The organism is Shewanella sp. 125m-1 (assembly GCF_052977065.1).
Map to the genome: position 1 here is coordinate 78,631 of NZ_JBRILT010000008.1, position 18,812 is coordinate 97,442.

The following is an 18,812-nucleotide window of genomic DNA, read 5'->3' on the forward strand; positions in this document are numbered from 1 at the left end:
ATAATCAAGTAGAATATATGACTTGTACAATAGAGCAGTCCATTACAGCCACTATCGTGACAGAACCTTTAAATACCCTGACACTGCCTTTTGGCGGCAGCCGCTTAATTGAGGCCAGTGCGGGGACAGGTAAAACCTTTACCATTGCAGGTTTGTACGTGCGCTTACTGCTTGGTCATGGTATTGAGTCACCGCTAACCTGTGAGCAAATCTTGGTGGTCACCTTTACGAATGCCGCCACAGGTGAGCTAAGGGATCGTATTCGTAAAAAGATCCAACTCGCCTATCGTCGCTTTATCGGCCTAGAGGTCGATGATGAGTTAATCAATGCGCTTTACGTTGCAACAGATGAAACTGCGCTCCCGATCGCCCGTAAACGCTTGGACTTGGCGCTTAAATCTCTCGATGAGGCCGCTATCTTTACTATTCACGGTTTTTGTCAGCGTATTTTAGCTGATATGGCCTTTGAATCTTCTTTATTATTTGAGTCTGAATTTACCCTAGATGATAGCGAGTTTTTACACCATGCGGTGAGAGATTTTTGGCGTGAAAAGTGCTATCCACTAAATGGCAGTTTAGCCCATGTTATCCAGTCAAAATTTAGTGAGCCGGATGTATTATCACGTCAACTCAGGCCACTACTGGGAGCCAGCAATGCCATTGCCCAGCCTCAACCTGAAGCCTTTGATAAGCTAGAAGCCAACCTCACTCAAAGTCTCAGCCGCTTTAAACTGAGTTGGCCAAAGGATCGCGAACAAACTGAAACCCTGTTACACGCATTGCCACTGAACGGGGCACGTTTCGGTAAAAAAGCAGACGGCTATCCAAAGCTTGCAAAGATGCTCGATGAACTCGATAACTGGGTAGCCTTTGGCCAGGGTCTCCCACCGGCAAAGGCACTTGAAGCGTTATCACTTAACAGCCTGAAATTGAATAAGGGCGGAGAGATCCCCACCGCTCAGCAAGCACCTATGCTGGATCATATAGAGCGGCTCACTCAGTTAATCGCCAGTTTAATTCCAAGCTTTCTTTATTGCGCCAGAGATGGCATTGCCAAGCGTTTTGCCAAGCAAAAACTTGAGCGCAACTTGCTTACACCTGATGATTTGTTGCTAACCCTTGCTGGTGCGCTTAGTGTATCAAAAGACAATATCTTAGCCCGCTGTATTAGCCAGCGCTTTCCGGTGGCATTAATCGATGAGTTTCAAGATACCGATCCGTTACAGTTTGAGATCTTTAACTCCATCTATCAAAGCACGGATCCTGATAGCGCCTCGGCGCAACAGGAGAAACTTAGTTTATTGATGATTGGCGATCCAAAACAAGCGATTTACGCATTTCGCGGCGCCGATATCCACACCTATATTCAGGCGCGAGAACAAACAGCCAAGCATTACAACTTAGACACTAACTATCGCTCGAATAAGCAGATGGTTGATGCCGTTAATGGGATTTTTAGCCACAGAGCAGACCCTTTTATTAGTCAGTCTATTCCGTTCGAACCCGTCAAAGCATCCAGTTTTGCTGATAAAAAAATCCTCAAAGAGCAACTAGCGGATAACAGCGCATTAAGACTTAGACTATTAAGCGAAGAGAGCGAAAAAGGCCTCAATAAAACCACGGCTCGACAGCTATTAGCCGATGACGTCGCCAATGAAATTGCTTTATTGCTCACAGATGCACAGCAAAACATTTGCACCATTGGCGATAAACCGCTCAAAGCCAAAGATATCGCCGTATTGGTCAGAGACCGACATGAAGCGAATGTTATAAAGTCAGCATTAAACTTACGCCAAATTGGTGCGGTATTTTTAAGTCGTGACAGCGTTTTTAATACCTTAGAAGCCCGAGAAATGGCGTTAGTGCTTTATGCTATGGCTGATCCCAAAGATGAGCGCGCATTAAGAAGTGCACTAGCTACATCACTATTAGGTTACAGTGCCGAGGCGATTCATCACTTCAATCAAGACGAAGATAAGCGCCAAACATTGCTCGAGCAATTTGCGCAGCTGCATCAAGTGTGGCTAAAGCGCGGCATTATGCCCGCGTTATTGACCTTGGCTAGCCAAACTCAGATCATCGAGCGTTTGCTAAATGCAGAAGAAGGTGAGCGACGCTTAACAGATTTTAGGCATCTCGGTGAGCTACTACAGCAAAAAGCCACCGAACTCGATGGCAGCAGCGCACTCATTAATTGGTTCGAACAAGCGTTGATCGAAAATCAACCAAACGAAGACGCCCAGTTACGTTTAGAGAGTGAACAAAACCTCGTACAGATTGTGACAATCCATAAGAGTAAAGGGCTTGAGTACCCTATCTGTTTTGTACCGTTTGTCAGCTTAAGCCGTGATAATCGAAAAAAACCATCGCCTATGCTGTATCACGATAACAATAAACTTATCTGGGATATTGAGCAGAGCGAGGCTGGCTGGGAACATCAAAAACGTGAAACCTTGGCCGAAGATCTGCGCTTGCTCTATGTCGCGCTAACTCGCCCGGTGCTTAAGTGCTATCTGTATATTGCCAATCACAGCCGCTTTACTAAAAAGTCAGGTATGAGCAGTCAATTGCATGAAACCGCTATCGGCTACCTACTTGGGATTGAAGATAAAGCCTGTGATTATGACAGGCTACTTGCTCAAGCTAAACGATTGCAAGCCTCAAAACCCGATGCCATCAGCTTACAGGAACTCGCCGCTGCAGGCAGCGAAGATGAGCTCACTGCTGAGCCCATTATTCTGGCTAAAGAGGAGTCTGTAGAGGCTAACTTTGCCCCTAAAGTGCTCAAGCGCCCACATCTTACCCCTTGGCGAGTAGGCAGTTACTCTGGCCTTGTAAAACACTTAGCTCATGAGAAAGTGTTACCAGGTGCAGATGATGAAGTCTTTCCTGAGGTGGATGTCATTATCGATGAAGTCGATAACACCCCTTCTCGTTTTACCTTTGAGCGCGGGGCAAATGCAGGTAGCTTTATGCACTTAGTGTTAGAGCTAATTGATTTTACGCAGGCCGAAACCGACTTAGATGAGCAATTACCTATTGCCATGAGTAAATATGGCATAGACGAAACTTGGAGTGAGGTGCTTAAACAATGGTATCTCGACTTATTGAGCGCTCCCCTCGCCGCCGATGACTCTTTGAAGCTAGCGCAGTTATCATCACAGCATAAACTGGTTGAAATGGAGTTTTATCTGCCAATATCTGCGCTTAATGCCGATAAGCTCAATAGCCTGTTGACTGAATTTGGTTATAGCGCAGGCCTGAGTTTTGATGATTTACAAGGCATGTTAAAAGGCTTTATAGATTTAACCTTTGAGCATAACAATCAGTACTTTATTGCCGATTACAAATCGAACCACCTAGGCGATGACTTAAGCCAATACCATTTCGCCAATATGCAGCAAGCCATTCGCTCTCACCGCTATGATCTGCAATATATTATCTACACGCTTGCCCTACACCGCTATCTTTCTCTGCGTATGGCAAACTACGATTACGATCTGCATATGGGTGGCAGTTTCTATCTGTTTTTAAGAGGTATGTCTGTTAATAGCCCGCAATCGGGGGTGTATTACGACAAGCCGCCAAAATTACTTATCGAAAAACTTGATGCGTTATTTGCAAACACGGTAACAGAACACAATAAGACTGACTCAATGGCACAAGATAATACCTCTGCGGAGCTCAAATGATAGTTACGACTCAGCCAATTAATGAACTTTTGAAACTGTGGCAAAATGAACGACTGCTCACTTCTCTGGATCGCCATTTTGCGCTTGAGATGACCAAGCTGCATCATGAGTCATCACCACTGTTTACACTTATCTGTGCGCTTGTTAGCCAACACCTATCGAGCCAACATACTTGCTTGCCGCTTAAACAGATCGATTTAACCAATCCGTTTAAAGAACAAACGAGCCAGTGCCAAATTAACATAGAGCAAAGCCTGCTTGAGCAAACGTTATTAGCATTCGATGCTATCGGCACCCCAGAAGATGACAATCTTAAGCCGCTTATTATTGATAAAGGTAACCTTTATCTACAGCGGTATTATTACTACGAAAAAGAGGTCGCAGGCGCGCTCAAACGTTTAGCCCATTCACCGCAATCTAGTGAGAACAGCAACAGTAATATTGAGCAAGCCAGCGAGTTACTGTCTAAGCTGTTCCCCCAGACCGAGTTACAATATGACTGGCAGAAAATTGCGACTGCGACAGCAATGACCAAGAAATTAGCGGTCATAACCGGCGGCCCCGGTACAGGTAAAACAACCACGGTCACTAAGCTGCTGTATTTGTTGTGCTCAAGGCAAGAGCTAACCATTCGACTCGTCGCGCCAACCGGTAAAGCGGCTGCGCGGTTAAGTGAGTCTATTAAGGCCTCAAAACAGCGACTTGCTAATGATTTAAGCCAAGCTAATGTTGCTGATCTAGATAAAAATATTGCCAATATTCCTGAAGAAGCGGCCACCTTACACCGCTTATTAGGCGTTATTCCTAATTCACACCAGTTTAGGCACCATAAAGATAATAAGTTAAGGCTCGATCTCTTGGTTATCGATGAAGCTTCTATGGTCGACTTACCTATGATGCACAAAGTGTTATCTGCACTACCAGAGCACGCCAGACTCATTTTACTTGGCGATCAAGATCAGCTGGCCTCGGTAGAAGCCGGTGCGGTACTCGCTGATATTTGCCAAGGTTTGAAGCAAGTGTCTAAAACGACTAAGCAGAGCCGCTGGCATATGCGCTATTCACCATCCCAGGCAACGCTACTGAGTCAATTAACTCACACGGGGTTATCTGAGTTTATCAACCCTAACCCCCAGATTGGCGACAGCCTTTGTATGTTAATGCACAGTCATCGTTTCAAAGGCGACGCCGGCATTGGCCAACTCGCAGCAGCGGTGAATCACTCTAATATTGCTCGTATTGCGCAGGTATGGCAAACAGGCTATCAGGAGTTACTGTGGATAGAGCATGGATTAGTCAACCCACAAAATGCCAGTTCCCAGAGCAACATTGGACTTGAGAGCCTATTGGCTCAGGCTGTTGAACAATATGGTGTTTATTTAGCTGCTATACGCCAAACAATTAGCGGTCAAACACAAGCGAATCAAACTGATAGTGATGCTGAAGCGACTATTGACCGCTTTAATCAATACCGTATTTTATGTGCTATGCGAGCGGGTGAATATGGCGTCGAGGGGATCAATCAAGGTGTGACCACGGCACTCGCCGCGCAAGGTCTAATCAATCCAGAACAGGAGTTTTACGCCGGACGGCCAATTATTATTCAAAGTAACGATTACAATCTTGGGCTATTTAACGGTGATATTGGGCTTATTTTACCCGATAGTAACAGTGCAACGGGCCGCTTAATGGCACATTTCATTCAAGCGGACGGTAGCTTACTGAAAGTATTACCCGCAAGACTGCCAAGCCACGAAACCTGCTATGCCATGACGGTACATAAAAGCCAGGGCAGTGAGTTTAGCCATGTCTCATTGGTATTGCCGATAAGACCCAGTATTGCCCAGCAACAGTTACTATCTAAAGAGTTAATTTATACGGCCATTACTCGCGCTAAGCACCACTTTACCTGCCTAGGCACCCAAAAGGTTTTTGAACACGCAAGCACCTGCCTAACCCAGCGAGCATCGGGCTTAGCTCAGCGATTATGGCGCGATGAATAAGCCAAATAGACGACATGCTGAGTATTAATAGAATTAGCATGTAAATTATGATAAATACTCGAATACAAAAGCAGCATTTAAGCGAAATCGGCTCGGCAAAACTTGCATTAAAAAGTGATTAGGCCATAGTGAGCGAGTAATTAAATAGAGGTCACAGGTGGAGACAAAATGATCCAAAAGAATTTATTACTATTGTGTGGCGGCGGTGGCGATGAGCACAGTATCTCACTCTTATCAGCCAATTTTTTCGAAGCTCAATTAGCGACTCAACCACACTTCAATGTGCTGCGAGTCGAGCTCAATGCCAAAGGCCAATACCACACTCAATCGGGTGAGCTTTGCGAGTTGACTAACAGTAAACAAATTCGCTTCAACGATGAGAGCAAAACACCTTGGGATGTTGATTACGTAATTCCTTGCATTCACGGCTATCCAGGCGAAACGGGAGATATTCAATCTTATTTTGAGTTAATCAACCTTCCTTACTTTGGCTGTGACTCAGAGGCGAGCAGTAACTGCTTCAATAAAGTCACCGCCAAAATGTGGTTCACTGCGCTGGGGATCCCTAATACGCCGTATATTTTCCTAAACGAGTTTAATCAACAAGCCATTGAAGAGACTGAACTTGCACTAGAAAAGTGGGGTTCTATTTTCATCAAAGCTGCATCACAAGGTTCATCGGTTGGTTGCTATCGCGTTGATAATAAAGAGCAACTATCAAGCTCTTTAGAAGAGGCATTTAAGTATTCACCTTATGTTGTGGTTGAAAAAACCATTAACGCTCGTGAGCTAGAAGTCGCCACCTATGAAGTGAACGGTGAAATCATCGCCACTAAACCGGGTGAGATCATTTGTGCCAGTAACACTTTCTATAGCTTCGATGAAAAGTATGCTGAAAATAGCCAAGCACAAACAGTGATTGAAGCCGATGTTGATGAGGTTATTGCTAAGCAAATTCAAGACTATGCAATAAAAGTCTTTAAAGGCATGAAGTTAAGACACCTGTCGAGAATTGACTTCTTCTTAACTGATGACAATGAGATCTTGTTAAACGAGATCAATACCTTTCCAGGGCAAACACAGATCTCTATGTTCCCTAAGATGTTGCAAAACCACGGTCATAACTTTGCAGAATATCTATCAGGTAACATCATGGCGCAGCTTAAATAGTCACGCTGGCAGTAAGACCGCTATAAACTAATTCTGACACCATAGCGTAAGTATAAAGCATCAATAAAACCATCTTGATACATTGCCAATAAGGCTGCGTCGAGGTGGTTTTTTACCCTAGGAGTTAAACCTATATTACACGCCATTGCTTGTATTGAAGTATAAAATACCAACTCCGGCTCACCCAGTTCGACATTCATCACTCGCATATCTTCTCGAGCACTCATTAACTCCGACGCCATTAAGTCAATACGGTTATATTGCAGTTTTTTAATATTTTGCCTTCGTAACGATGCCAATTCGACGTTATAACCTAAATCCAATAAATATTCAGCAATGCCACTGCCTAAGTAAGAACCTATGGTCAACGATTTTGCATCACTTAAATTAGCCAACGAAAGTTTTTGACTGTCTGAACTAAAAAGCCCGTATCGAGAGATCAGCATAGGGCTTATCCATTGATATTTTGCTTCTCGTTCTTGGCTCCGCTCAACCGGAGTAACGCAGTAATTATCATGTTGTAGCGTCGTCAATAATGCCCGCTTTAACGGGACAAACGTCAATTGGTAATCTAACTGCGCACGCTCAAATAACTCTGCGAGTAACTCGACCAATAAGCCTTTTTGCGCCCCGAGTTCTATATAAGCAAATGGCTGTGCTTGATAGGTTAATACCTGCAAACTAAACTGTTTCGCCCCCTGTTCTGCATCAAATGGCAAGGTCATTTGCTGCGTAGTGCTAACCGTGAAACTATCGCTTGGTGTCACCACACTATGGGCCTGCACAGAGAAAGCCATCAGCAATAAGACTGGCCAGCAAATATTATTGCCAAACACGTATAGCCTCCTCATAAGGTAATGTCCGTCCCTTTGGTTTGTCATTGTTTATCATTTTAGGTGCGCCTGGACTTTCAAGCCAAGCTTCAATACTTGTGATGGGATTTAATTTAGGTTCACACCGTTGCATATCACTATGCTCAAGACTGGCTAAATGCTCGTCAACGACCTGCGCCATTTGATCTAACGCTTGCTGAGCGGTCTTATCGCCCTCGACAACCATTGCGATATGGCGCCACCAATATTTAGCAATACCAGGGTAATCGGGAACATTATTACCTGTAGGAGTCCAGACTTGGCGCCCACGACTGCGATAAAACTCAATTAAGCCACCTAAATAGGGAGCGAGTTCAGTAACTTGCTTCGACTCAAGATCCGATAACCTTACTGGAGTGTAGCCCTTAAGAAACTTCTTTAAACTCACGGTTTTTGAAACAACAAATTGGGCGTAGAGCCAAGCAGCTTGCCGCCTTTCTAATGGTGTCGATTTTAAAAAAGTCCAAGCACCTGCATCTTGATAACCCGACTTCATCCCCTCTTGCCAGTATTTTCCTACTGGCGAGGGGGCTACGCGCCACTTTGGCGTACCATCTTCATTTATGAGCGTTGAGCCCGGTATGACAAAATTTTCAATGCCAGCGCTATACCAAAATATTTGCTGGGCAATCACCCCTTTCGCAGCCCAGCCAAGAGATTGTGAAAAGTACAACTCCTTCGCCTCTGGTGGCGCATATTTAAGCCAATCGACATATTTTTCAACCGCATAAACAGCTGCTGGGCTATTGAGCGCGCCACCTCTTGAGGTACTCGCGCCAATGGGGTGACAGTCTTCAACACGGATCCCCCACTCATCGACTGGTTTACCATTAGGGAGTCCCTTATCACCTACCCCCGCCATGGAAAGCCAAGCATCAGATATTCGCCAGCCTAAGGAAGGATGTTTTTTAGCATAATCCATATGGCCATAAATTCGCTTGCCGTCGATAACTTTAACTTTTTCACTAAAAAACTCGGCAATGTCTTCGTAGGCTTGCCAATTTTGAGGCACTGCTAGCTCATAGCCGTACAAGCTGCTAAATAAGTTTTTAAGTTCTGGTCTAGCAAACCAATCTTTTCGGTACCAATACAGGTTCACAAATTGCTGATCGGGTAACTGATATAACTTACCACCCGGACTGGCTGTAAAGCTCAAACCAATGAAGTCTGATAAATCAATTGTGGGAGAGGTGACTTTTTTACCCGAACCAATAATAAAGTCACTTAAAGGCACTACATAGTTTTGCCTGAAATGGGTACCAATGAGGTCACTGTCACTGATATAGCCATCATACAAATTTTGATTAGTGGTATTTTGTATCGACATTTTTTGCAAAACATCAGCCTCCCCAGTCACTTCATGAATAACATGGATCCCAGTTATCTCATAAAATGCTTTTGCTAAGACTTCTGATTCATAAATATGCGTAGCTATCCGCTCAGAGGTCACTCTGATAGTGAGGTGTCGATAAGGTTCAGCAGCATCAATAAACCACTGCATCTCTTGCATCTGCTCAGCTTTCGTCAGAGTCGATGGCTGAAACGATTTAGCAACCCAACCTTCAGCGGCATCTTGATTGTCACTGGCAAAAGCGGGGCCTAAAAATAAAGACAGACTGAATAAAGAATTGCGTAATAAGCACTGTTGAATCACCTATCTGCTCCCTGATAGTGATTTGAAATGAATTGTTTTGTCTATTGTTAAAAAACAAAGTCATCCGATGATAACTTAATAAAGTAAAGGAAAATAAGTAAAAAGCCAGCGCAATTTGCGCTGGCTTTTTACTTTCAGACCATCCCCTTCATACAAAGCTTACCAGCCTTGTATCCCCTGCATATCAGGAAGGTGATGGGCGATGCCTTTATGGCAATCGATACAGGTCTTCTCACCACTGGCTAAAGAGGTGGAGTGCATCTTAGCCGCTCGCGGTGATTGACGAGTGAAGTCCATGTAGTCAAAGTTGTGGCAATTTCGACACTCTAGCGAGTCATTTGCTTTTAAACGCGCCCACTCATGCTCTGCAAGTTCACGGCGTTTCTCTTCAAACTTTTCGCGGGTACTGATCGTACCAAACACCTTGCCCCAAACTTCTTTAGACGCCTGCATCTTACGGGCTATCTTATCGGTCCAGTTGTGAGGCACGTGACAATCAGGACAGGTTGCACGTACTCCGCTTCGGTTAGTAAAGTGAATTGTAGATTGCATCTCTTGGTAAACGTTGTTTTCCATCTCATGGCAACCAATACAAAACGCTTCTTGGTTGGTCACTTCTAGGGCTGTGTTAAATCCCCCCCAGAAAATCACCCCAGCAACAAACCCACCGAGTGTTAAAAAGCCTAAACTATAATGAACACTAGGCTTTCTAAGCACTGTCCAAACCTGATTAAGGGAGGAACGTAATTTTGCTAGCATAACGGCTCCTAGTGCGCTTTTTTATTAGAATCGGCTTTCATCAACTGGTCCATATCCACAAACTCATTCGGCACTAAAATCTTAGCGTCCAGTTGTGGTACGTGGCACTGAGTACAAAAGTATCGTCTTGGTGATAATGTCGCGAGAAAATTATTCTCTCTATCCATATAGTGGGTCACGCTGACCATAGGCGCTTGTGAGTCACCCGTTCGGCTGCGAGCATGACAAGACATACACTTATTCACCTTTAAGTTGACCTGATAACCATCAATCTTATGGGGGATGACAGGCGGCTGCATTGGATAGTTACGCACTTCCTTAACATCTGAGTTAATCACTTTTTGCATTGCCGGTGGTGTAGGCTCAGCATTGAGCGGTGCATCACGTAATGTTGCTATTTTATCGGCTGGAATTGCCTGCTCAGCTACGCTAAATCCACTCGCTAAAGAGAAACTCATCAAAGCAGCGACAGAGACTTGTGTTAATGTTTTCATGATCTTTCTCCTTATGCCTTGATGATTTTCACTGCGCACTTCTTAAAGTCTGTTTGCTTTGACAAAGGATCCGTAGCATCTAAGGTCACTTTGTTAATCAACTGACTTGCATCAAACCAAGGCACAAAAACTAATCCAACTGGTGGCTTATTACGGCCACGTGTTTCAACCCGGGTCTTAATCTCACCACGGCGAGAGATGACTCTAACTTCATCGCCACGGCGTAACCCTCGCTTCTTAGCATCTTGTGGGTGCATAAAACAAACCGCATCAGGGAAAGCACGATACAGTTCTGGGACTCGCTGAGTCATTGAACCTGAGTGCCAATGCTCAAGCACTCGACCGGTTGATAGCCAGATATCAAACTCTTCATCTGGCGACTCTGCTGCGGGTTCGTATGGCAATGCGAAGATAACCGCTTTTCCGTCTGGCTTACCGTAGAACTCAAAACCAGAACCTGGCTTCACATACGGATCGCTTCCTTCTCTAAAGCGCCATTTAGTTTCTTTGCCATTCACTACCGGCCAGCGCAGACCATGCACTTCATGGTAGGTATCAAATGGGGCTAGGTCATGAGCATGACCTCGTCCAAAGGTGGCATATTCTTCAAATAGGCCTTTTTGCACATAGAAGCCAAAGTCTTCAGCTTCATCATTCATGTATTTGCTATCACGATCAGACAATGGGAACTTCTCAACATTGCCATTTTGATAAAGCACTTCAAATAGCGTTTTGCCTTTAAACTCAGGATTAGCGGCAAGCACATCTGCTGGCCACACTTCATCAGTGGTAAAACGCTTCGAGAACTCCATTAACTGCCAAAGATCTGAACGAGACTCACCAGGCGCTTTAACCATCTGATGCCAGAACTGAGTACGGCGTTCAGCGTTACCGTAAGCGCCCTCTTTTTCTACCCACATCGCTGTTGGTAAAATTAAGTCGGCAGCCTGCGTGGTCACAGTTGGATAAGCATCAGACACCACAATGAAGTTTTCAGGGTTACGATAACCCGGTAAACCTTCTTCGTTAATATTAGGGCCTGCCTGCATATTGTTATTTACCTGCACCCAATAAGCATTGATATCGCCATCTTTTAAGCGACGATTTTGCTCGACAGCATGATAGCCCGGCTTTGGCGGAATAATGCCACTTGGGATCCGCCAAATCTTCTCAGCAATCGCTCTGTGCTTTGGGTTTTTAACAACCATGTCAGCAGGTAGCCGGTGTGAGAACGTACCAACCTCACGCGCTGTACCACATGCTGATGGTTGACCGGTTAGCGAGAATGGGCTGTTACCCGGCGTTGAGATTTTGCCCGTTAATAGGTGAATATTGTAGATAAGGTTATTACACCACACTCCCCGCGTATGCTGGTTAAAGCCCATGGTCCAAAATGAGGTGACTTTTGTATTAGGGTCGGCGTACAGCTCAGCCAGTTCAATCAATTTATGCTCTGGTACACCAGAAAGTTTACTGACAGATTTCACATCATAATCTGCTACAAACTCTTTAAATGCCTCAAAGTCGATTGGCGTTGAGTCGCCCGCGGTTTTAACGTTTTTAGCCGCTTGTTGCAGTGGATGAGATGGGCGCAATCCATAACCAATATCGGTCTCGCCTTTGCGGAAGTTAACGTGCTTATTAACAAAGTCCCAGTTAACTTTATCGTTTTGAATAATATAGTTGGCAATAAAATTCAGCATGGCTAAATCAGTTTGCGGCGTAAATACAATTCCCAAATCGGCTAAATCAAATGAGCGATGCTCGAAGGTCGATAGCACTGAAACTTTCACATGTGGCGCGCTTAAGCGACGATCGGTCACTCGGCTCCATAAGATAGGATGCATTTCAGCCATATTAGAGCCCCAAAGCACAAATGCATCGGCAGCTTCCATGTCATCATAACAACCCATTGGCTCATCGATACCGAAGGTACGCATGAAACCGCCTACCGCAGATGCCATACAGTGACGTGCGTTAGGGTCGATGTTGTTTGAGCCAAAGCCCGCTTTCATTAATTTTGAAGCGGCATAACCTTCCCAGACAGTCCATTGACCTGAGCCAAACATACCGATAGCTGTTGGCCCTTTATCTTTAATGGTTTTTTTCCACTTTTGTGCCATGGTATCAAACGCAGTATCCCAAGAAACTGGCGTAAACTCGCCGTTTTTATCGTACTTACCATCTGTCATACGCAGCATCGGCGTTTGAAGTCTATCTTTACCGTACATGATCTTAGATAGGAAGTAGCCCTTAATACAGTTCAGGCCTTTATTCACTTCACTTTCTGCATCACCGTGTGTTGCAACCACTTTGCCGTCACGTGTCGCGACAATCACCGAGCAGCCCGTACCACAAAAACGACACGGTGCCTTGTTCCATTCGAGTTTTGTTTCTTCAGAACTTGTGATCAGGTTACTCGCCGTTGCGGGTAAAGCTAAACCTGCTACGCTCGCAGCTGTTAATGCGGCGTTAGCTTTCATAAATTCACGTCTGTTCATTTTCATTGTTTCCCCTCTTCAAGCACTTCACTTTGGTGATAAACCATTGCAGCCGATAGCACACCTGGGATAGCATTAATCGTTTCGATATCTGTCATTAATGACTTCTGGCTTGCACCTTCTAGCACTACGACCAATTTAACTTCGTTATTAACCGATAGTTCTGCATTTGCCATTTTTATAATGGCTTGCCTAACCTCGGACATCTGCTCTGGTTGCACTTGGAGTACCAAGCTTGTTACGTGAAGTTCAATGCTCATCAATATCACTCATTTATTTATATATTTAATTTTATGGGTTTAACCAGCACCCGGTGGACCGGTTAGAATTTGGCTAAACCAAATCGCAAAGCCTAAGCCTGATACAAGCAAAACAGATAAAAGTGGGGCGAGAAACACAGTTAGAAAAATGAATATTCTAAACTCTAGTTTTTTCTCATCATTTGGTGTGGAACTCATAAATCCTCCAGCAAGTGGGGCTATTTAACATTTTTATTGGGCACTGATTTAGGTTAAAGCTAGAAAATTAACGACCTATCACAGCCATTCACTATGTACTTTCATCTTGCTTAAAATGATATCAATAAGTTAACAATGTTATGTATACCCACAATTCGGTAAAACCATACCCGAGTTGATCTAGATCATCATTTTTAAACCAGAATTATCAAGAACACCCTTCCTAAGCACATAAACCGATTAATTAACCAACAAAACCACTCATTAAGCTATTCATAAGATTCTAAATAACGATGCAAACCAGGTTGAATATCGAACAAACCACTTAGTTTTTTAACAAAGTATTCACTAAGAGGTATTAAGCATATTTTAATAATGGGCAAAAAACGTACAGGTGACTATTAGGGGATGTGGTTAAAGGCGAATGGACAACCGTATTGCAGCAGAGTTGAAGCAAGAAAATAAAGCTGGGGCAAAAACGATGGGGAAGCGGACTTTTATCTATAAAAAAACGCACGACTATGAGCCGTGCGTTTTTCAGTGCTAATCAGGTGCTACTGAGTTAACTTATACCTGCGCTATCTGGTTCAAAATACGCTTCTCCGAAATAGGATAAGCCGTACCTAAAACCTGTGCAAAACAAGATACTCGATACTCTTCAATCATCCATCTCGCTTCTATCAGCTCATCTGGTACCGGCATAGATTTAGGCAACTTTGCCATTTGCGCCTTAAGTACCTCTTGCACCTTATTGATGCTGTGCATGTGGATCCTGTCGCGATTTGGGTCAACCGGCAACTTCTCTAAGCGATTTTCAATCCCTTTCAAGTAACGATTAAGATCACCAAGACGCTGCCAGCCAGACTGCTCAACAAACCCTTTAAACACCAGTTGGTCTAATTGGCTTTGAATATCACTCATCGCAAAAGCGATATCCAAGCTGATTTTACCTTTAAGGCGCTTTTTGATGCGGTTGAAAATCGTTAAGATCTCTTCAACTTTTAACGCTATCTTTTCTGCTGTCGGGTTCAGTTCTTGCCTAACCCAATCCTTAGCCTCGGTAAAGGCGGATTGTGAGCGCACATCAATGCCCTTCTCATCCAGTAACTGCTGCACAGCTGCCGACAAGATATCATCAATTAAGATATTCACTTGGCCAAAGGGATTGAAATACATCGCCAGTTTGGCTTTATTTGGCAGTGATTTCTGCAGATGTTTTACCGGTGATGGAATATTGAGTAACAGTAAACGTTGCAAACCAATTCGATGCTGTTTTTGTGCTTCAAATTCGTCATCAAATAATTTGATCGATACCGATGTTTTATCGTCCACCAGTGCCGGAAACGCTTTAACTTCAAAGTTACCTTTCTTTTGTTCAAACTGTTTAGGTAGATCGCCAAAGCTCCATAGCTCAAGTCCTTTTTTCTCAATACCTGAGTCAGCAACTTGACGAATAGCCTCTACAACTTGGCCCTGCATGCTCGCTTTTAACGTCTCTAAATCTCGCCCTTCAGCGAGCAACTTCCCCTTGTCACCTTCAACCTTAAAGTTAACTAAAAGGTGTTTAGCAAACTGAGTCGAGTCAAAATCATCGGGCGAAATACGGGTACCACTCATTCGCAGCAGTTGCTTACACATAGCCTCGATTAATGGCAACTCAAACGGCGTCATCGCTTGTAAACACGCCTTTGCATAGTCAGGTGCTGGCACAAAGTTACGTCGAAGCGCCTTAGGCAAAGACTTAATTAGCGCGATGCATTTCTCTTCACGCAGCCCTGGTACAATCCAGTCAAAATCCGTCTCATCGACTTGGTTGATCAACGCGACAGGAATATGCACAGAGACACCATCATCGGCTGTCGATGGTTCAAAGTGGTAACTCACCTTGAGGATTAAATTACCTTTATGCCATTTCTCAGGAAAATCCAATAGCGAGATATGATCACTACTACGCTGCATCAAGGTTTCACGTTCGAAATCCAATAGATCGGGCGTAGTCTTTTTAGCGTCTTTCCACCACTTTAAAAACTTAGGCGCATTGTAAATGCCATCAGGGATTTTCGGCTCATAAAACGCATACAAAGCTTGTTCGTCTACCAAAATGTCACGCCGACGTGATTTGTGCTCTAGCGATTCAATATCTAACAACAACTTTTGATTTTTTATGAAAAAAGCTTCGTTAGTTCTGAGTTCACCATCAGCAAGTGCCGAGCGCACAAAAATCTCGCGCGCTTCAACCGGCTCCACAGGGCCATATTGCACCTTACGACGGTTCACTATTTGCAGGCCATAGAGCACTTGGTTTTCTAGCGCGACTACGGAGCCAAGCTTGGATTCAAAATGCGGCTCGACATAGTTCTTCTTCACCAAGTGCGTAGCCAAAGGCTCAACCCACTCAGGTTGAATTTTAGCGCAGCAACGGGCAAATAAACGTGAGGTTTCAGTCAGCTCTGCTGCCATTATCCATTTAGGGCCTTTTTTCGCTAACGGCGATCCTGGAAACACAAAAAACTTACGATTGCGCGCACCTAAATACTCTTTATCTTTATCTTTAAAGCCGATGTGACTCAGTAACCCTGTCAGTAATGAGCGATGCAACGCTTCGTAATTGAGCTCTTCAGTCGGCGCATTTAGCTTCCATTTCAGCTCATGGGTCGCTTGCCTGAGCTGGGTGTAAAGGTCTTGCCACTCACGAACGCGTAAATAGGCGAGGAACTCACTCTTACACTGCTTTCTAAACTGGCTACTCGACAACTCTTTCTGGCTTTGCTTTAGGTAATCCCACAGGTTTAGCCATGAAACAAAGTCTGAGTCTTTATCACTAAAGCGATTATGGGCCTGATCTGCCGCTTGCTTCTTGTCCATTGGCCGTTCGCGTGGATCTTGAATAGATAGGCCCGCAGTGATCACCAGTGATTCATGCAAGCAACCATTTTGCTGCGCTTCAATCACCATACGTGCAAGACGCGGATCCACAGGGATATGAGCAAGCTGACGCCCAAGTGGTGTTAAACTTAGCTGATCTTTCTTCTTAACTACCGCCTGTAACTCTTCAAGCAACATAAAGCCGTCACGAATGTAGCGCGCATCAGGTGGCTGAATAAACGGGAACCCCTCGATATCGCCAAGGCCAATCGACAGCATCTTTAAAATAACAGAGGCTAAGTTGGTCCGTAGGATCTCAGGATCGGTAAAGCCTGGGCGTGAGATGAAATCATCTTCACTATATAATCGAATACAAATACCTGGCGCGACACGACCACAACGCCCCTGTCGTTGGTTGGCACTTGCTTGCGAGATAGGTTCAATCGGTAGTCGCTGTACTTTGGTGCGGTAACTATATCGGCTAATACGCGCTGTACCCGGGTCAATGACATAACGAATACCCGGAACCGTTAACGAGGTTTCGGCGACGTTCGTTGCAAGTACAATGCGACGGCCCACATGGCTCTTAAAGACTTTTGATTGCTCGCCATAAGACAAACGCGCATACAGTGGCAAAATTTCTGTATCGCGATACTGACGCCGGTTTAGCTGCTCGGCAACATCACGAATTTCTCGCTCACCGTTCATAAAGATCAAGATATCGCCTAGACCCTCATTTATCAGTTCATCGGTGGCGGCAAAAATACCTTCAATAAGATCAAGATCCTCATCTTGGTCTTGCACCAACGGGCGATATCGCGTTTCAACAGGATAAGTACGTCCTGAGACTTCAATCACGGGGGCATTGTTAAAGTGCTTTGAAAAACGCTCAACATCGATGGTTGCAGAGGTAATAATCACTTTAAGATCGGGACGTTTACTTAAGACGTTTTTCAAATAGCCCAAGATAAAGTCGATGTTAAGGCTTCGCTCGTGAGCCTCATCGATAATGATGGCGTCATATTGGTTGAGGTATTTATCATTGGTTAATTCAGCCAACAAAATACCGTCAGTCATTAACTTAATATATGAGTCATTATTAATCGCATCGGCAAAACGTACTTTAAAGCCCACCGCCTCACCAAGAGGTGTATTCATCTCTTCAGCTATTCGCGTAGCAACACTTCGCGCAGCCAATCGACGCGGCTGGGTGTGACCAATAAGGCCACGAGACCCTAAACCCAGTTCTAAACAAATTTTAGGCAGCTGAGTGGTTTTACCTGAGCCCGTTTCGCCCGCGACAATCACCACTTGATTGCCTGAAATCGCATTGCTGATCTCATCACGTTTTTGCGATACAGGTAAACTATCTGGGTAGCTGATTTTTGGGCGATTAGCCAAACGCAGTTCGACTTTTTGACGCGACTCTAGTGCTAACAGCTCGAGCTGTTCAAGAGTGGCTGTTTTTGCCTCTGAGTCAGGCTCTTTTCTAAGCCTAAAAAGACGACGCCTAATTTTGGCGGCGTCAGCTTCATAACAGTGTTTTAAGAATGCGTTAGATAAAGGATGCTGTTGCGAACTCAAGTGCAAATTCCATAGCCAGGACGAAGGAGAGTGATCCTAGCAAGGAACGCAGGATGTTGGTATAGCTGGCTTAAAAATACTTTGTCTTAGTAAGGCTAACTCGGCAGATTTTGAGCTAATGAGGTATGATCTGTCGCTAAAACGAAAAGAGAGTCCGCAATGCCGCCAACTCTCAATATCACAGACCCATAAACTCGGTGCTAAAGTTTTTAAGCTGGCGTTAGATAACACTGCTGCATGTAGGTATTAATCGCCTGCAATACATTGGTCCGATTAATGGTGCCAACCACTTTGCCATCTTCAATTACCGGGTATACTTTTGGCTTAGGGCCTAACATCTGCTCCGCTAACTGCAATACACTGGTGCTTGGAGTCACAGATAATACATCGGTACGCATACAATCTTTGACGATTGCAGTTAAATCGCAGTGATAACTACTTTTGAGCATCACAGCAAGGCAATCCTGCTGCGATAAAAAACCCACTAACCGACCATCATCTTCGACCACTGCGGCGCCCAGTTTCTTGTTATCCAAAAGACGTTCTACTGCTGTTGCTAGTGACATGGAAGGCGATAACAACACTGGCTGGCGATCCATATGTTCTTCTACATTGATTGAATCCATTTCAGTCCCCTATTTAGCTACTCTTTTTTAGTTTAGCTAACATTTGCCAATTCAGGGCAGGATCAAACAGATAAGATTAACAGTTGCAAGCAATTCCATAGGAATAACAAAGAAAACGATTAATAAACTATCCA

The 18,812-nt window shown here is 44.4% G+C and carries 12 protein-coding genes; 3 read left to right on the plus strand and 9 right to left on the minus strand.

Annotated features, from left to right (window positions below; all coding sequences use genetic code 11):
* Positions 1 to 17 precede the first annotated feature (17 nt).
* From recB to ACVBIK_RS06075, 3 genes are all read left to right on the plus strand, one after another.
* Positions 18 to 3,692, plus strand: a complete 3,675-nt coding sequence (gene recB, locus ACVBIK_RS06065) for an exodeoxyribonuclease V subunit beta (RefSeq protein ID WP_447169313.1) — start codon at positions 18 to 20, stop codon at positions 3,690 to 3,692.
* Positions 3,689 to 5,695: an exodeoxyribonuclease V subunit alpha gene (gene recD / locus ACVBIK_RS06070; protein WP_447159889.1), complete on the plus strand. Its 2,007-nt coding sequence runs from the start codon at positions 3,689 to 3,691 to the stop codon at positions 5,693 to 5,695. Before recB ends, recD begins: the two co-directional genes overlap by 4 nt.
* Before the next feature lie 168 nt (positions 5,696 to 5,863).
* Positions 5,864 to 6,865 (plus strand): D-alanine--D-alanine ligase, encoded by a 1,002-nt coding sequence (locus ACVBIK_RS06075; RefSeq protein WP_447164075.1) that lies wholly within the window; start codon positions 5,864 to 5,866, stop codon positions 6,863 to 6,865.
* A 20-nt stretch (positions 6,866 to 6,885) separates the two neighbouring features.
* Here the strand turns inward: ACVBIK_RS06075 and ACVBIK_RS06080 are convergent, their stop codons facing one another.
* The 9 genes from ACVBIK_RS06080 to ACVBIK_RS06120 form a co-directional block, all read right to left on the minus strand.
* Positions 6,886 to 7,701 (minus strand): substrate-binding periplasmic protein, encoded by an 816-nt coding sequence (locus ACVBIK_RS06080; protein WP_447159891.1) that lies wholly within the window; start codon positions 7,699 to 7,701, stop codon positions 6,886 to 6,888.
* Positions 7,688 to 9,391, minus strand: coding sequence for an ABC transporter substrate-binding protein (locus tag ACVBIK_RS06085; RefSeq protein WP_447159892.1), 1,704 nt, complete (start codon positions 9,389 to 9,391; stop codon positions 7,688 to 7,690). The genes ACVBIK_RS06080 and ACVBIK_RS06085 overlap by 14 nt, the downstream gene beginning before the upstream one ends.
* A 159-nt stretch (positions 9,392 to 9,550) precedes the next feature.
* On the minus strand, positions 9,551 to 10,150 hold the full coding sequence (locus ACVBIK_RS06090; RefSeq protein WP_447159893.1) for a cytochrome c3 family protein: 600 nt from the start codon (positions 10,148 to 10,150) through the stop codon (positions 9,551 to 9,553).
* A gap of 8 nt (positions 10,151 to 10,158) precedes the next feature.
* Positions 10,159 to 10,644, minus strand: coding sequence for a nitrate reductase cytochrome c-type subunit (locus tag ACVBIK_RS06095; protein WP_447164072.1), 486 nt, complete (start codon positions 10,642 to 10,644; stop codon positions 10,159 to 10,161).
* An 11-nt stretch (positions 10,645 to 10,655) separates the two neighbouring features.
* Complete coding sequence (gene napA, locus ACVBIK_RS06100; protein ID WP_447169314.1) at positions 10,656 to 13,145, minus strand: nitrate reductase catalytic subunit NapA; 2,490 nt, start codon at positions 13,143 to 13,145, stop codon at positions 10,656 to 10,658.
* Between the two features lie 2 nt (positions 13,146 to 13,147).
* A complete protein-coding gene (locus ACVBIK_RS06105; RefSeq protein ID WP_447169301.1) occupies positions 13,148 to 13,405 on the minus strand; it encodes a chaperone NapD in 258 nt (85 codons plus the stop codon).
* 39 nt (positions 13,406 to 13,444) lie between these two features.
* Positions 13,445 to 13,603 (minus strand): periplasmic nitrate reductase, NapE protein, encoded by a 159-nt coding sequence (locus ACVBIK_RS06110; RefSeq protein WP_012155661.1) that lies wholly within the window; start codon positions 13,601 to 13,603, stop codon positions 13,445 to 13,447.
* A 567-nt stretch (positions 13,604 to 14,170) separates the two neighbouring features.
* Positions 14,171 to 18,052, minus strand: a complete 3,882-nt coding sequence (gene hrpA, locus ACVBIK_RS06115) for an ATP-dependent RNA helicase HrpA (RefSeq protein ID WP_447164071.1) — start codon at positions 18,050 to 18,052, stop codon at positions 14,171 to 14,173.
* A gap of 209 nt (positions 18,053 to 18,261) precedes the next feature.
* A complete protein-coding gene (locus tag ACVBIK_RS06120; protein ID WP_447159897.1) occupies positions 18,262 to 18,678 on the minus strand; it encodes a CBS domain-containing protein in 417 nt (138 codons plus the stop codon).
* Positions 18,679 to 18,812: the final 134 nt, after the last annotated feature.

Excerpts from the sequence above, each read along its gene's own strand:
- ACVBIK_RS06075 (WP_447164075.1), top strand. The coding sequence starts at position 5,864 with ATGATCCAAAAGAATTTATTACTATTGTGTGGCGGCGGTGGCGATGAG.
- ACVBIK_RS06110 (WP_012155661.1), bottom strand. The coding sequence starts at position 13,603 with ATGAGTTCCACACCAAATGATGAGAAAAAACTAGAGTTTAGAATATTC.
- recB (WP_447169313.1), top strand. The coding sequence starts at position 18 with ATGACTTGTACAATAGAGCAGTCCATTACAGCCACTATCGTGACAGAA.
- recD (WP_447159889.1), top strand. The coding sequence starts at position 3,689 with ATGATAGTTACGACTCAGCCAATTAATGAACTTTTGAAACTGTGGCAA.
- ACVBIK_RS06105 (WP_447169301.1), bottom strand. The coding sequence starts at position 13,405 with ATGAGCATTGAACTTCACGTAACAAGCTTGGTACTCCAAGTGCAACCA.
- napA (WP_447169314.1), bottom strand. The coding sequence starts at position 13,145 with ATGAACAGACGTGAATTTATGAAAGCTAACGCCGCATTAACAGCTGCG.
- ACVBIK_RS06090 (WP_447159893.1), bottom strand. The coding sequence starts at position 10,150 with ATGCTAGCAAAATTACGTTCCTCCCTTAATCAGGTTTGGACAGTGCTT.
- ACVBIK_RS06120 (WP_447159897.1), bottom strand. The coding sequence starts at position 18,678 with ATGGATTCAATCAATGTAGAAGAACATATGGATCGCCAGCCAGTGTTG.
- ACVBIK_RS06095 (WP_447164072.1), bottom strand. The coding sequence starts at position 10,644 with ATGAAAACATTAACACAAGTCTCTGTCGCTGCTTTGATGAGTTTCTCT.